Here is a 16,069-nt window from a genome sequence, read left to right as displayed (position 1 = left end):
CCTGTGGGGCCGACGTCCGGGGGCGGCGGGCAGCGGCAGCGGCACGTCGTACGAATGCACGGCTAGCGCTCGCCATCCGGCGCTGCGCCTGCGGCAAAGCGCATCGGTATGGCATCGATGCGCGATTCGACCGTGAACGGTGCGATCGGGCGTGCACCTGCGGGCCAGCGCACGGCGAAGCGGCGCGTCTGCCCGGCGAGCACGTAACCCAGCAGGCCTCGCGTCAACTGGACGCTGCGCCCGGTGGCGTCCAACACGCGCGTGGCGCCGAGTTGCGCGTGCCGTTCGCCATCGTTGCGCACTTCCAGCTCGCCGCGCGCCAGGCGCACGTCGAAATGTAGCGACGGCGCCCGTGCATGACTCGCTTGTACGAACACCGGCAGCGAGTAACGTAGACGGATCGAAACGCCTTCTGCGGGGGTGGTGCGGGTGGAGGGCAGTTCATCGACGAGCAGGCGGTAGCTCTGCTCGCTTTGCTCGGGCGCTTGCGTCACCCGCACGAGCCGGACGATCTGCCGCTCGCCGGGCTCGATGCGCAGGATCGGCGGACTGGCGATGAGATCCTCGGTGGGCGTGAGCACGTTGTCGCCGTGGCGCTGCGTCCACGCGAACAGTCGCAACTGGCCATGAATCGGCATGTCGCCGGTGTTGCCCAGCGTGAGCGTCGTGGCTGGTTGGGTGGGCAGGATGTTGACGATCACCGGTGAGACTTGCAGCGTCGCACCGTTACCGTCGACCACGCAAAGCGTTAGCAGGGCGACGAACGCGCCGCCGCAGGCGTACGCCGTGGGACGGCGAACGACAGGTCTCATGGGGCTCATGATCGATCCTGCGATTTAGAAGTTAGAAGTACACAGTCGCCGTGACCGTCGACGAATAGACGTCCGGTGCGGGCATCGTTGCCGAGAGCGTGGCCTGTCCGTAGACGGTGTGAACCTTGGTCGTGCCGGTGCCCAAGTCGCTCAAGGTATTCGCCCCTTGTGTGTTGCCCCATGGCATGGCGTAGTCGGCGTCCTGATAGAGGCCGAAGGGAATCGTGGTGGAATTGCCGGAGACGGCACCGGCCAGCAGGCGATTCGTTTCGGTCGAGCTCGCCACGGTGCCCGCGTTCAGGCCGATGTTGTATCCCGTCGACGCCGTGCAGATCACGGTCAGCGACGATGTGCTCGCCACCGGGCCGGTCGCCGATCCCTGGACCGGATTGAACGTCATCGGCGTGGCGGCAATCGTACAGCCGGGAAGAATCGTCAACTGCACGCGCATTTGCGCCGTTGCCGACCCATTGGTATAGACGGCGGCGTGTGCCGGTACGCCGAGAACCACCATACAGGCGATTGCGAAAATGGCCAGACACAGCAGAGATCGGTTCATCGTCATTCTCCTTTGGAGTCCTATTTGAAGAAACAGGGATGGGACGTTGGAGCTACGCAAATGGCGTCTTTTGTGGTGCCGACTTTCAACCGCTTTTTACGTAGTTTATGGGGGCATTTGCCCGATGTATCTGTGTGCGCAGGGCTTTCGGAATAATCCCATCGAAAGGGCGAAATACCGCACGTCAGGTGTCGTTCGAATACGCGCAAAGCGCATGCATCGAGGTGACGCAGCGCGCATGGCGATATCTGCGCGGGAAGGTTGCGGGGCATGTTTCACGCCGCTTGTGACTGAATGCTGCGGTGCTGAGGCGGGAGACGTCGTCGAAGGCGCGGGTGCGAACTGGGCAGGAAGCACGCGGCATCATGACGTCAATCAAAGCGCGTGCAGATGGTACGCGTCGTTGCGCATATTTCACTTGATCTCGCAACGAGGCAGTCTCTAGAATGACTTCTTGATGCGCATCGGGCGACATTCACGCCATACGTGTGATATGACGCTCATTGCGCGTGTTCGCTACCTGCGGATATCTCACGAGAGGGATGCCATGCTCCGACTTCTGTCGAAATACTGGTGGTTGCTTGCGTTGCGCGGTGGACTGGCCGTGATTTTCGGCATCGCGGCATTTGCGTTGCCCGGTGTGACGATTGCGGTGCTCGTGCTGTGTTTCGGCGCTTTTTCGTTCGTGGACGGCGTTTTTTCGCTAGGCGGGGCGTGGAGTGCGCGCCGCGAGCATGCCGACTGGTGGCTGCCGCTGTTACAAGGCATTGCGGGCGTTGTCATCGGTGTCCTGACTTATCTCAATCCGGCGTTGACCGCCGTTGCCTTGCTTATCTATATCGTGGCCTGGAGTTTTGTCACCGGCGTGTTGCAGGTGGCCGCCGGCATCGCGCTGCGTCGCGAGATCAAGGGCGAACTGTGGATCATTCTCTCCGGTGTGTTCAGCATTTTGTTCGCCATGTTCATCATGTGGCAACCGGGCGCGGGCGCGCTTGCGCTGATCTGGGCCATTGGGTCGTGGGCCATTGTCTGGGGTGTGCTGCTGGTCATGGCCGGATTCAAATTGCGGGGCGTCGCACACGGCGCGTCGCAGGCACCCTCGGGACACCTGCGGTCGTAGTCGCACCGCCGTTCCGAGTCGTGCGAGGTTCCCTTCGTCCGCACGGGGCGGTTTTCTCCGCCCGATGCCGACGACTTTCCCGGCAGCCTGCGGGCTGTCAGACGTCAGGAGTGTGAAATGGCTTTGAATCATACGCGTAACACCCTCGGTGAGAAGGTTCGTATCGAATCGGTCAACCAGTTGAGTCGGGCGCTGATCGTCGGCGTCGATGTCCAGCGCCAGGCCAAACAGGCGCACTGGAACGTGCACGGCCCGAGCTTCATCGCGCTGCACCTGCTGTTCGACGAGGTCTACGACGCCGCCACCGAATGGAGCGATCTCTGTGCGGAGCGACTCGTGGCGCTTGGCGGCGTGGCCGATGCCCGGGTGCAGACCGTCGCACAGAAGACCGAACTGTCGCCGTATAAAAACGAGTTCAAGCGCGGCCTCGATCACGCTGCCGCGCTGGCTGAAGCGCTCGCCGGCTACGGCGAAATCATTCGTAGCCTGATCGACGCCTCGGCGTCGATCGGCGACGCCACCACGTCGGACATCTTCACGGAAATCTCTCGGGGTGTTGACGTCTACTTGTGGAAGGTGGAAGCGCACCTGCGCGGCGAATAACGGCGACGTTGCCGGGCACCCGCCCGGGTGCCCGCTCGCCGTGCCCTAGTCCGACGGCTCGCGAAATGACGCCGCGCGCCCCGGCGGTGTCCGGTGCGCGCGCTCGCATGTCTTCCTCTCGCCCCCGGAGCTGTTATGACCACCCGCAATCTGAGCCAGATGCTTCAGCCGAAGTCGGTCGCCGTCATCGGCGCGTCCAATCGCGAGCGACGCGTGGGCACCACGGTGCTGCAAAACGTCATCGACGGGGGCTTCAAAGGGGAGATCTATCCGGTCAATCCGAAATACTCGATGCTCGCGCAGCGCAAGTGTTACCGCGATGTCGGCGAACTGCCGCAGGCGCCCGATCTGGCCGTGATCTGTACGCCGCCGGCGACGGTACCCGATCTCATTCGCGAACTCGGCGATCGCGGCACACGCGCGGTTGTGGTCCTCACCTCGGGGCTTGCCCGCGAACGCGATCGCGACGGGGTGACATTGCAGGACCGCATGCTCAAGAACGCGAAGCCCCACCTGCTGCGCATTCTGGGACCGAATTGCATCGGGCTGTTGAGTCCAGGCATTGGGCTCAACGCCAGCTTTGCGCATATGGGTGCCCGCCCGGGCAAGCTTGCCTTCGTGTCGCAGTCTGGCGCGCTAACGACTGCCGTGCTCGACTGGGCCGATGCGCGCGACATTGGCTTCTCGCACTTCGTCTCGCTCGGCGACAGCGCCGACGTGGACTTCGGCGACATGCTCGACTACCTGGCGAGCGATCCCGGCACCGACGCCATTCTGATGTATATGGAATCGATTCGCGATGCGCGCAAGTTCATGTCTGCCGCGCGCGCCGCTGCCCGCAACAAGCCCGTGGTCGTCATCAAGTCGGGGCGGGTGCCGGAAGGGGCGCAGGCAGCCGCTTCACACACGGGGGCGCTGGCAGGTTCTGACGATGTGTACGACGCGGCGATCCGTCGCGCCGGCATGCTGCGCGTCGACACGACCGACGATCTGTTCGCGGCGGTGGAGACGCTTGCGCGACTGCGTCCATTTCACGGCGACAAGCTGTCGATCATGACCAATGGCGGTGGTGCCGGGGTGATGGCCACCGACGCCCTGGTGCTCGCGGGCGGCAAGCTTGCGCATCTGACCGACAAGACGCGCGCGGTGCTCGATGCCGCGCTGCCGGCGACGCTCGGCCGGGTCAATCCGGTGGACATCGGGGGCGACGCCGATCTGGCGCGCTATACCACCACCCTGGAGGCCTTGTGTGACGACGCGGATACGGCGGCCGTGCTGTTCATTCAGGCACCGACCGCAGTCATGCCGAGTCGGGAAGTGGCGAACGCCCTAGCGGCGCTGCCGAAGCCGTCGAAGAACGTGTTTACCTGCTGGCTTGGCGGTGAGACAGCCGAGCGCGCGCGCCGTATCTGCCGGGAGGCCGGATGGCCGACATACGACACGCCGGAGAATGCCGCGCGCGCGTTTCTGGAAGCCGTCAACTATCGTCGCAACCAGTCGCTGCTCATGGAAACGCCGCCGTCGATTCCGCCGGGCTTCGCACCGGACGTGGCGCGGGCACGCGCCATTGTCGGCGACGCCATGCGCGAGGGGCGGACGTTGCTCTCCGAGCCCGAAGCGAAGGGCGTGCTCGCCGCGTATGGCATTCCAGTGGTGCAGACGCTCGTCGCCCAGACGCCGGAGCAGGCGGGCGAATTGGCGCAAGGCATCGGCTTTCCGGTCGCGGTCAAACTCATTTCGCCCGATATTACGCATAAGTCGGACGTTGGCGGTGTGGTTCTCAACATCGAAACGCCCGAGCAGGCGCGCGAGGCCGCGTGTCAAATTCGAAAGCGTGTGCTCGCGGCGAAACCGCAGGCGCGCGTGACCGGCTATTCGGTGCAACGCATGGCCAATGGGGCCGAAGCTTTCGAGTTGATCGTCGGGGTGGCGACGGACAGCGTGTTCGGGCCGGTCCTGTTGTTCGGGCAGGGGGGCACGGCGGTGGAGGTGATCGCCGATCGCACCATCGGACTGCCGCCGCTGAATCTGAATCTCGCGCGCGACATGGTGGCGCGCTCGCGCGTGTCGAAGCTGCTCGCCGGTTATCGCAACCGGCCTGCCGCCGACCATGAAGCCATCTACCTCACGCTCGTGAAGCTCTCGCAACTGGTGTGCGATGTGCCCGAGGTGGCCGAGCTCGACATCAATCCGCTGTTTGCCGATGCGCACGGTGTGCTTGCACTCGACGCGCGCATCGTGGCGCGCACGCCGGCGTCGCTGGGGCATGGACGTCTGGCGATCCGGCCGTATCCGCAGGAACTGGAGAGCACGGTCGACGCCGGCGGCAAGCCGGTGCGGGTGCGTCCGATCCGGCCGGAGGACGAGCCTGCCTATCAAGCGTTCTTCCATACGCTGACCCCGCAGGACGTGCAGTTCCGCTATTTCGGTCTGATCAAGGAGCTGTCGCATTCCCAGATGGCCCGCGTCACGCAGATCGACTACGATCGCGCGATGACGTTCGTCGCCACGGAAAGGGACGAAGCGGGCAATACGCGCCTGCTCGGCGTGGTGCAGGCGTTGGCCGACCCGGACAACACGGTGGCCGAGTTCTCGGTGACGGTGAGTCCCGCAGCGCAAGGGCGCGGGCTTGGGCGTGCGCTCATGGAGCACATCGTCGAGTACAGCCGCAAGCGGGGCACCGGGGAGCTCATCGGCTATGTGCTCACGGCAAATACGCGTATGCTGACACTCGCCCGTCATCTCGGCTTTGTCGAGACCAAGGAGATGGAGGCGGGCGTTCTTCATATCCGACTGCCGCTGCAACAGACGGCGCAGGCGCGGGAGACTCGCAGAGTGTGACGGTCGCTGCCGGCACCTCTGCGGTGCCGGGCGCTTGCACTGGGGGCAGGGCACTCGCCTACATCAGGAAGACGAATGCTAGTGAATTGTGTGGCCTATGAGGACGGCCGCAAGATTGCCGATCTGCATCCCGACGAAATCTCGGACTATCTCGAGCGCCCGCACTGCTTTGTCTGGGTGGCGCTCAAGGACCCCGGTCCCGGAGAGTTGTCGCACATGCAGCATGAGTTCGGCCTGCACGACCTTGCCGTGGAAGACGCGCAGCACGGTCATCAGCGTCCGAAGATCGAGCAGTACGGCGACTCGCTCTTTGCCGTTTTGCATGTGCTGAACAAGGACTCGGCAGGCGATTTCTCGATTGGCGAGGTGGCGATCTTCGCGGGGCACAACTACGTGCTATCGGTGCGCTCGAACGCCACGCAGGGACTCGGTACTGTGCGTGCGCGCGCGGAAAAGGAGCCGAATCTGCTGCGTCAGGGCTCGATCTTCGTGCTCTATGCGCTCATGGACGCCATCGTCGATAGCTACTTTCCGGTGCTCAACGATCTGGAAGCGCAACTCGAAACGATCGAGGAGGAGATCTTCACGCCGAACGCCCCCGCAAAGGGACGGGCGATCATCGAAGATCTCTATCAGCTCAAGCGTCGGCTCATTACGCTGCAGCACGCGTGTGTGCCCCTGATGGAGGCCGTCAGCAAGCTGTTCGGGGCGATGGCACCCAAGCTGTGCGGTGGCATGCAGGAGTATTTCCGCGACGTCTTCGACCATCTCCAGCGCATTACGAAGAACATCGATCTGTTGCGTGAAATGGTCACGACCGCACTGTCGGTCAATCTCGGCATGATCTCGCTCTCCGAGAATGAGACGACCAAGCGCCTGGGTTCGTTTGCCGCACTCTTCGCCGTGCCGACGATGATCGCCGGGATTTACGGCATGAACTTCGCCGATATCCCCGAGCTGAAATTCCAATACGGCTACCCGTTGTGCATTGCCGTGATGCTCATCATCGATGGGCTGCTGTTCGTCAAATTCCGCAAGGCCGGCTGGCTGTGAGATCGGGGGCGGGAAGCGCCGTCGCCAACGGGTTGAGCGACCCCGCGACGAACGCCGCTTCGATGTCGGGCGTGTGGCACGATGTCCTCTCGATACGCCTTGTTGTCGGGGGACAACGGGGCCTGCCGACGCCCCGATTTCTGCGATGACCGGGGTAGAGCTATTGCACTAGAATGCGTCAACGCCGCGTTAGACGGTTGCCAAGGGTTGAGAACGACAACAAACGCCAGGCGAATAGGGGTCAGATATTGAACGCACCACTCTCGGGGATCCGCGTCATCGAATTCTGTCGAGGCGCGGCGGGTGCCTACTGCGGCTTGCTGCTGGCAGACATGGGCGCCGATGTCATCGTGGTCGACGGCCTCGTCGACGACAATTCCAGCGATCGCCAGAGGCCCCTCGGTGAATCGGCGCAGTTGGGTTTGCGGCGCAACAAGCGCGCCGTCGCGCTCGATTTGAGCACGCCCGAAGGCCGCAGGCTGGCTCGCACGCTGGCGCGCGGCGCGGACGTCGTCATCGAATGTCTGCCGCCGGGTACGCTGGGGCGCGCCGGGCTCGGATACGACGCGCTATTGGCCGAGCAGCCGCACCTGGTCTATGTTTCGATTTCCGCATTCGGACAGGATGGCCCGCGTTTTGCGGCGCAACCCGGCGTTCCGGCGATCGAGGCCATGCGCGGCATGCTGGGGGCGTCGCCGGGGGGGCTGGAGCCGCCACGCGATTTGCCGATCGCCGATCTGGCCGCGGGACTCTATGCGGCGTTCTCGGCGTCGGCCGCGTTGGTTGCCGCCAAGCAGCAGGGGCGCGGTGTGCACATTGACGTGCCGATGCTCGGGGCAACGCTCGCCATCGCCGCGTTGCACGCGGGAGATGAGGGCGCGCAAGCCGCGCAACGCGCCGGGTTGGTGCCGGCCACCGTGCCGGGTGAGGCTTCGGTCACCTCGCTCGAGCCTGCCGATGCGGCGAGTGTATACCGGAATGGGCTGACGGAGATCGGGGTGCGCAGTCATGCGTCGCCGCTGACGATCGACGACGATACGGCGCGCTTCGGAGGGCCGTCGGCGCCTTGGCCGACGTTCCGGGCCCGAGATGGTTATTTCGGCATGGATCTCGATGGACAGGCGCATTGGCAGGCGATCTGCGCGCTCGTGCATCGCGTCGATCTGCTCGACGACTCGCGATTTGCCAATGCGCGCGAGCGGGCGCGGCATCAGGGCGCACTGCGCGACTTGCTCGAGGCGGTCTTCATGCTCGAGGATCGCAGCGTGTGGCTCGCCCGTCTGATCGCCGTGGGCGTTCCGTGTACGGCCATCAGCACGTATTCGCGGGTACTGGCCGATCCGCAGGTCGCCCATATGGGATGGGTGCGCCCGATGGTGCTGCCCGGCGGCCAGACGACGCACACGATCGTCTCACCGGTTCGGCTCAACGGTCAGCGTCCTGTCACCCATCTGGACCCGCCTGCGCCGGGTGAGCACACGGGCGATATCCTCGCCGAACTCGAAGCCGAGTGGGCGTTGCCTGGCGAGTTATCCGACCGCGCGCGCGGCCGGTAGTCGTCGTATCGCTGGCCGGGCGACCTGAGCGGTCCCGGCGTACCGGGTTCGCGCGGCGTTGCCGGCCCCTCCGGCCTCTACCGGCCTCTACCGGCGGCGCTTGCGTGGCGCTGGCGACAACGTCGCAAGGGTGCCCTCGGCCGTCGGCCTTTGTTGCGCCTGCGGCCCCCGCCGCTGAGAGCTGTTCCGTCGCCCTCGGTATCTATATAATATCCAGTCATAAGCATATGACTTCTAGTGATTTGGATCGCCAAGTCGCGCTCTGTTGGACGCCCGCCCATGTTCTCCGAACTCTTGAGTACTTCGCCAGTGGCCGCCTTGTTGGGGGCTGCGGTCGGTCTCGTATTGGGATTGACCGGTGCGGGTGGCGGGATCTTCGCCGTTCCGGCGCTGGTGTTCGGGCTTGGATGGGGGGTGCCGCAGGCCGGGCCGGTGGCCTTGCTCGCCGTCGGCGCGAGTGCCGCAGTGGGCAGCGCCCATGGATTGCGTGCCGGACTTGTGCGCTATCGTGCGGCAACGCTGATGGCCGTGATCGGGGTGTGCGTCGCGCCGCTTGGTACGTGGATGGCACAGCGCCTGCCGGAGCGCTGGCTCGTAGGTCTTTTCGCAATCGCCATGCTGATCGTGGCCGCGCGCATGTATCAGGCGTCGCGCGTTGCCGGCGGTGGCAAGCCCTCGACCAACGAGGCGTCGCCAGACGACGCGGTGCTGCCAGCCTGCCGTTTGAACCCGGAGACAGGGCGGTTGCACTGGACGCGACGCGTCGCGGGCACGCTGGGTATCATCGGTGCGGTGTCCGGCTTTGCGTCGGGACTGCTGGGCGTCGGCGGCGGGTTTGTGATCGTCCCCGCGTTGCGGCGCTTCACCGATATCTCGGTGCACGGCGTTGTGGCGACCTCGCTTTTCGTCATCGCACTGATCTCCGCAGGAACGGTTGCCATCGCGTGGTGGCACGGCATGCATCCGGGCACCCAAGGTTGGATATTCGTGGCCGGTGCAATCGTCGGCATGGTCCTCGGACGTGCCCTCGCGCCCCATATTGCGGCGTCGAGGCTACAGCAAATTTTCTCTGCGCTGATGGCCGTCGTCGCGCTCGGCATGTTTGCCAAGGCCTTCTGGCACTAAACGGCGCATGCCGCGTGTCGCACGCGTGCCAACGCGATGCGCGTGTAAATCTTCTCAGTAACGCAACGCCTTCTGCGTGACCCTCCGTGTCACGTGAATTTGCGTACCCCACCGCGTACCGACTGTGGTTGACACGCTGGGGACGCATCAAATGAATCTTTTCGTCACCTGATGGTCCATTGGGACGTGGCACATGCGTGAACGGTACGTGATTCGGGTTGTTTCCGCATGGATTGGCCGCATTCCGCGTACACCATGAGTGCCACACCTAGTAATCCTCCTAATTTGGACTAGGATATTTCCTATAAGCAGATCCAAAACGGCAGGATTTTGTAGATTTATCCTATATTTCTGCTGGTCGCATCAACGCCGCGTAACGTCGAAGTGTCACGCGGCGACGCGATTGGCTTTGCACTGATGACCACGACACACGCCGACTCATTTGCGTCACCCTTGTCCCGCTGCTTGAGTGTCAGGTCAGCCCTGGTTCGGCGCACTGTTGCAACCCTGACGAGCCTGAGCGGCGCCATTGCCATGGCGTTGCTTGCGGGTTGCAGTGAATACAAGGCGTCGGCAACGCGTGAGTCGGGTGCGACTGACAAATGGGAAAGTACCGGAGCGCGAGCGTCGGCGTTTTCGCAACCGGTCACGACATCGCGTGAAGTGGGAGTGCGTATGCGGCCGGTAGCGGCGGCGGTGGCAATGAGTGGCACGCCGCAAGTTGGGCGCGTCGTGAGCGGAACGTATCGATGGATGGCCGATTGGCCCGAGACCCGTAGCGTGCATCTGTGGGAAGCGGCATCCGGACCGACACGAATTCGTGTTGTCGGGCGAGCGCGCGACATGATGCCGTCGGCGGGATTGCGCGGTGTACGTATTCGTTACTGTGTCAAACCGGTGATCGGTGAGGGCGCATCGCGGCTGACGGGGCACAAGACGTGCTCAGGCTGGACGACGGTGGACGGCGCAAGCGCGGCCGGCATCGCCGGGTAGCGTTTGCATGCGGCGCGTAATGCTGTGCATGACGGCTGTGCATGACGGCGGTAACTGAATGAAGGCTGATGAAGCCTGACGATCCGTGGCCGGCGATGGCGATGGGCCGGACCTTCAAGTCCTGCAAACGTTGGAAGTATCAATGCGGTCACGCTTTCGTGACCAACGAGTGTGTCGGCTCGACCCACATTCCTCTTTTGGGAAGCCATGACGCGTAGACACGGCGAAGGATCGCGCGCGCCCACGGCTGACTTCTTTTAAAAGGATTCTGCAAAATGATGGTAAAAATTCTGATTGCCGATGATCATCCGATCATCGCCTCCACGCTGCGTGAAATGCTTTCCCCGGATCCGGGTTTTCACGTCCTGCCGCCCGTCACCAACTCGACCGAGTTGTTCAAGGCGCTCGAGACCAATTCGGTCGACGTGCTGATTACCGATTACTGCATGCCCGGCGGCACCTTTGGTGACGGTCTGGTCATGATCAACCGTGTGCGTCGCAAGTATCCGGACGTCAAGATCATCGTGTTCACGTCGATCGAGCAGCCGGCCATCATTCACGCGCTCGACAGTTGCGGCGTGCTGGGCGTGATGACCAAGTCGGACGACCTGCGCGAAATCACGGTGTGCGTGGAGCGCTGCCGCCGTGGCATGAGCTATCGTGGCGGACGTGCCGAGCAGATTCTCGAAGAGCAGATGCGCCGCAAGCCGACCGCGCGCCGCCCGCTCTCCCCGAAGGAAATGGAAGTCCTGCGCATGTACCTGGACGGATTGAACGTCTCGCAGATTGCCGACGCGCTCAAGCGCTCGGCCAAGACCATCAACAACCAGAAGCGTATGGCGATGAGCAAGCTTGGCTGCCGTACCGACATGGAGCTGTTCAAGCTTCACGTATCGAGCCCGGTCCAGTTTTCACGTGACGGCGAAGTCGAATCACCGAGCGCAGTCTGAGTTTGTCCCGACACACGACATTGGCGTCTATGCCCGCCCGGACAATGACGCGTGATATCGCGATCGCCGGCCGATTGCTCCGCATTGGGGGGCTGCTTGCACTCCTTTTCGGTTTCTCGGTCTGGGTTGCGGCGGTGTCCTATGCGTTATTCGGCATGGTCTGGCAAGGTAGTCAGAAGACGGCGGCTTTCTTCGCGACCGTAGGACACGAGATTCGCGATATCGAAATATTCAACGAGCAAGCCAGTGCGATGGCGCAAACCGCGCTGGCGAGCCACGTTCGTACGGGCGGCGTCACGCAGGCGCTCGCCGATCGGATCGTGAAGCCGCTCCTCGCCATGCCGGTGGGCACGGCAAAGCGTATTGAGGGCGCGGGGTGGGACGGCGACTTCCAGATTGTCAAACTGGCCGACATTCCGCCTGAGCGTGCCGAGGTATTGGCACGGATGACCCTCCGGTTGATGATTCTCGACGCCAACTTCTGGAGTGCGCTCGGCGGACAGGACGAGACCTTCATCATCTCTGCTGACGGCGCGTTTGCCGCTCGCCGAACGGCTGTCGACATGCAATCGGCAAGCGCAGCCGATCTCGCGCGGGATACCAACGCGATGCTCGCGGAAATCAACAAGGTCGAGCGCTACACGGCGCGCCATCCGGCAGGCAACGATACACCCTTCTGGACCTACAACTACGAAAATCCCCTCACGCATTTGACGGCAGTCTCGAGCTTCGTCCCGATCCGCGATCTCGACGGACATCTGATGCTCTATGTCGGCACGAGCATGGCGCCCGACATGATTGTCCCGCCGCGACTGCGCACGTTGGAGCATACGGGCGAAGCGCTCCAATTCGTGTCGGCGGACGGCTTCGTCGTCGCCAGCGCTGGCGCACCGCTCTCAACGTTGGGACGTCTGCGTACAATCGTGACGTTGCCCATGTTTGGCGATGCGCAAATGGTGCTGCGCTATGACGGTCAACGCGTGATCTTCGAGCGCCATCTCGCGTCGTCGCCGTGGTTCGTGCGATATGCCGTGCGGCCGGTCGATTTGCTCCAGCAGAGCGCCACGCTGTTGCTCGGCGCCACGCTGCTGTTGTTCCTCTATGCGGCCGGCGTCTACGCTGGCACGCGCTACATGCGTCAGCGCATCATCGAGCCGGCACGTCGGCGTACGACCGCATTGCTCGAGCGGGATGCCTTCACGCAAACGCTCATCGAGACGGCGCCGGTTGGGATGGCGATCATCGATCCGTTCGAGCCCAGCGTGGTCATGAGCAATCCCGCGTATGCGGGCACCGTCGATCTGCTGCGACATCTGGGCGATGGCGAGCTGACGCGCATGTATCGGCAAATGCACAGCGGCGTGGTGACGCGGCCGGTGCGGCGCTTGCTGAGTGCACTCGACGAAGCCGGTGAGCGTCACTACGCCGTGAGCTTCGTCGACACGGTTTTTCGTGAGCAGCCGGTGCTGATCGGCACGCTGTCGGACGTCACGGAGCAACGCCGCTTCGAACTGGAGCAACGCAAGGCGCGCCTTGCTGCCGAGAGCGCGAATCGCGCCAAAGACGTCTTCCTGACGACCGTAAGCCACGAAATGCGCACGCCGCTATATGGCACGCTCGCTTCGCTCGAGTTGTTAAGCGCTCAGACGCTGGGCGACGATCACCGCTATTACGTCGATGTGATGGAGAGTTCGACACGTAATCTGCTCGATCTCATCAACGATCTGCTCGACTATTCGCGAATTCAGGTCGGCCGCTTCGAGCTCAATACGCGTGACGGATCGTTGCTCAAGGAGCTTGAAGCGGTCGGACTGTCGTTCACGGGACGTGCGCGATTGCAAGGGCTCACGCTGGATTGGATGATCGATCCTCGGCTCTCGCGCGGCGTGCATACCGACGCCCTGCGACTCGGGCAGGTGGTCACGAATCTTGTCGGCAATGCCATCAAGTTCACCGAAAAAGGGCACGTCGCCTTCAGCGCGATGGTGACGCGCGCGGACACGCAGGGCTGCGACGTGGCCTTCACGGTCAGCGACAGCGGGGTCGGGATTGCGGCGGCCGATCTGGCGGACTTGTTCCGGCCATTCGGCAAGAGCACCACCGAGCCCGGCATGCAGCACGGCACGGGGTTGGGGCTGGCGATTTCGCATCAGTTCGTCGCCATGCTGGGCGGCCAGTTGCAGGTCGACAGTCAGGAGGGGGAGGGCACCACAATGCGCTTCACGCTCCATTTACCCTGGGCGTCGGGCAGTGAAGCGCCGCTCGTTGTCGACATGGGGGAGACGTTTGCCTATGTGAGCGCGCTTGAGCGTCGCCACTGGTATCTCGACGCGTTGATTCGCCGCGCCGGCTACGAGCCGCTCAGGTACGACGATGCCGTGTCGTGGTCGTCCGGCGCTGGCCGCGTGCAGGACGCCGGTCTGCTCATGTTTGCCGACGAGTGGCCGGTGCGCGGCATGGCCGGGGCTGAAGTCTATCTGCTGCGCTCGACACCTGTCGATCGTCCGGCCGGCAGCACGCCCGCCTGGCCGCGCGATGTCGCCATGTTCCAGCAGGCAGAGCTCTGGGAAGTGCTAGGCACCGAGTCGCGGCCCGGGCATGCCGCGAGCGGTGACTTGCCGGCTGCCGCGAACGCAAAGGCGCATGTCAGGCCGCTGGCCGGTTGGTACGTGCTTGTCGCGGATGACCATCCGATCAGCGGCATGTTGATGTCCCGCCAGTTGGAAGGGCTGGGCGCGATCGTCGATTGTTACCACGACCCGCGCGAGGCGCTGGATGCGTTCGACGCAGAATCGCACATGCTCGTGATCACGGACGCCAATATGCCGCATCTCTCCGGGCATGCCCTCGCCACGCAGCTCAAGGCGCGTGCGCCGCATGTGCCGGTGGTGGTCGCTACGGCCGACGTCACGCTGCGCGCCGACCGTGACGGGAAGTCGCCGTACGACGCCGTCGTCTACAAACCGGTGGATGCCCGCTCCTTGCTGCGCGTCATCGAACTCGTCCGGGCGAACTATCCGTCGCTTTGCGTTGAGATTGCGCCGCTTCCCGCGTCAATGGGTCAGATCGAAAGCCCACCCAAGACGGCGCCGGACAATGTGGCGGCGAAGGACTGGCGTTTGCCATTGTCGGAAATGCTCGACACGTTCGTCAAGATTGCGGATCAGGACATCGCGAATTGCCGTGCCGCGCTGGCCGACGTGTCGCGCGACCCGCTTCGTCACTCGGCGCATCGTTTGCGTGGCGGCTTCATGGCGTTCGGGCTGAGTTCTCTGGCGTCGCTTGCGGCGCAGGTGGAACATCTGGCACCCCAGGCATCCGTGGGGCAGATGGAGGCCGCGTTCGAAGCACTCGACACGGCGTGGAACGACTGGCTGCGTGCACAAGGGCATGCCATTGCGAGCGATGCGTGAGCCCTGACGCCTGAGCGCAGCGTCAGGCGTGCTGCTTCACGCCTCGACGAAGTGTTCCGAAATCAACTGACGCAACCATTGGTTCCCGGCGTCCTGATGATATCGGCGGTGCCAAAACACATTCGTTTGCAACGCAGGAAGTCGAAGCGGCGGCTTGACGAAGCGCAGACCGAATGGCGCAGCGGCGCGCTCGGCAAACTTTTGCGGTACGGTGACCACGAGATCGTTGGCACTTACCACGTACGGAACGGCGATGAAGTGAGGCACCCAGAAATTGGCGTCGGCACCGAAGCCGGCCTGCGCCAAGAGTTGGTTGACGCGCGCGTAAGGGTTGTCGCCGGTGGCGACGAACAGATGGCGCGCCGCCTGGAATTGCGCCAGCCCTGCGCGAGGGGTGTCGAGCGCGTGCCCGATGCGGAACATGCTCACGTACTGCTGACGAAACAACCTGCGCTGGAAGAAGGGGCCGGTCAGATCGTCGAACGCTCCCACGGCGAGATCGATGCGCCCCGCAGCCATGGCTTCCTTCAGATCGGGCAGCGTTGCCCGTACCGTGCGGATGTGCACGCCGGGCGCGAGCCGCGTGCACAGATCGACCAGCGCCGGCATGAAATACACCTCTCCCACATCCGTCATCGCCAACGTAAACGCGCGCTGACTGCTCGCCGGATCGAACGCCTCTCGGTGATTGATGGCCCGCGAGATCCCCGAAAGGGCCGCCGAGACCGGCTCCGCAAGTGCCTCGGCAAAGGGCGTGGGCTGCATCCCTGCGCCGGTCCGCGTGAACAGTTCGTCCTCGAAAGTCTGCCGCAGGCGGGCCAACCCGTTGCTCACCGCCGGTTGCGACAAGCCCAACTCCCGAGCGGCCTGAGAAATGCTTCGATGCGTGAGTACCGCATGAAAGACCACCAGCAGGTTCAAATCGACGTCGCGTAAGGCAATCATGATGGGGTAATGTTATTCATGTTGTGAATATAGTTGATTCGTCTATTTATATCGCAAAATGTGGTGGCTTGTCGGACAATGATGGCATTCGAGATCAGG

Annotated in this window: 12 protein-coding genes; 9 read left to right on the top strand and 3 right to left on the bottom strand. The window is 63.5% G+C overall.

Annotated elements, in window-relative coordinates:
- Positions 1-62: 62 nt before the first annotated feature.
- A complete protein-coding gene (locus ACE3UG_RS01025; protein ID WP_374618438.1) occupies positions 63-821 on the bottom strand; it encodes a molecular chaperone in 759 nt (252 codons plus the stop codon).
- Positions 822-843: 22 nt separating this feature from the next.
- Complete coding sequence (locus tag ACE3UG_RS01020) at positions 844-1,371, bottom strand: spore coat U domain-containing protein (RefSeq protein WP_374618437.1); 528 nt, start codon at positions 1,369-1,371, stop codon at positions 844-846.
- Positions 1,372-1,918: 547 nt separating this feature from the next.
- On the opposite strand from ACE3UG_RS01020, the gene ACE3UG_RS01015 reads away from it, so the two are divergent.
- From ACE3UG_RS01015 to ACE3UG_RS00975, 9 genes are all read left to right on the top strand, one after another.
- Complete coding sequence (locus ACE3UG_RS01015; RefSeq protein ID WP_374618435.1) at positions 1,919-2,491, top strand: HdeD family acid-resistance protein; 573 nt, start codon at positions 1,919-1,921, stop codon at positions 2,489-2,491.
- Positions 2,492-2,608: 117 nt separating this feature from the next.
- On the top strand, positions 2,609-3,094 hold the full coding sequence (gene dps, locus ACE3UG_RS01010) for a DNA starvation/stationary phase protection protein Dps (protein WP_374618434.1): 486 nt from the start codon (positions 2,609-2,611) through the stop codon (positions 3,092-3,094).
- Between the two features lie 135 nt (positions 3,095-3,229).
- Entirely contained in the window at positions 3,230-5,935 is a 2,706-nt protein-coding gene (locus tag ACE3UG_RS01005; RefSeq protein WP_374618432.1) for a GNAT family N-acetyltransferase, read from the top strand.
- A 75-nt stretch (positions 5,936-6,010) separates the two neighbouring features.
- Positions 6,011-6,988 (top strand): magnesium/cobalt transporter CorA, encoded by a 978-nt coding sequence (gene corA, locus ACE3UG_RS01000; RefSeq protein WP_374618431.1) that lies wholly within the window; start codon positions 6,011-6,013, stop codon positions 6,986-6,988.
- 248 nt (positions 6,989-7,236) lie between these two features.
- Entirely contained in the window at positions 7,237-8,544 is a 1,308-nt protein-coding gene (locus ACE3UG_RS00995; protein ID WP_374618430.1) for a CaiB/BaiF CoA transferase family protein, read from the top strand.
- Between the two features lie 279 nt (positions 8,545-8,823).
- A complete protein-coding gene (locus ACE3UG_RS00990; RefSeq protein ID WP_374618428.1) occupies positions 8,824-9,669 on the top strand; it encodes a sulfite exporter TauE/SafE family protein in 846 nt (281 codons plus the stop codon).
- Between the two features lie 675 nt (positions 9,670-10,344).
- The gene (locus ACE3UG_RS00985; protein ID WP_374618426.1) at positions 10,345-10,662 is read left to right on the top strand and encodes a hypothetical protein; all 318 of its coding nucleotides are present in this window, start codon (positions 10,345-10,347) and stop codon (positions 10,660-10,662) included.
- A gap of 275 nt (positions 10,663-10,937) precedes the next feature.
- Positions 10,938-11,612 (top strand): response regulator, encoded by a 675-nt coding sequence (locus ACE3UG_RS00980; protein WP_374618425.1) that lies wholly within the window; start codon positions 10,938-10,940, stop codon positions 11,610-11,612.
- Between the two features lie 44 nt (positions 11,613-11,656).
- Positions 11,657-15,025: an ATP-binding protein gene (locus ACE3UG_RS00975; RefSeq protein WP_374618424.1), complete on the top strand. Its 3,369-nt coding sequence runs from the start codon at positions 11,657-11,659 to the stop codon at positions 15,023-15,025.
- 36 nt (positions 15,026-15,061) lie between these two features.
- Here ACE3UG_RS00975 and ACE3UG_RS00970 read toward each other — a convergent pair whose 3' ends face one another.
- Complete coding sequence (locus ACE3UG_RS00970; RefSeq protein WP_374618422.1) at positions 15,062-15,970, bottom strand: LysR family transcriptional regulator; 909 nt, start codon at positions 15,968-15,970, stop codon at positions 15,062-15,064.
- Between the last annotated feature and the right edge of the window lie 99 nt (positions 15,971-16,069).

The sequence above is a fragment of the Pandoraea sp. genome (genome assembly GCF_041919235.1).
In the GTDB taxonomy this organism is placed as follows: domain Bacteria; phylum Pseudomonadota; class Gammaproteobacteria; order Burkholderiales; family Burkholderiaceae; genus Pandoraea.
This window is presented reverse-complemented; position numbering and strand designations above follow the sequence as displayed.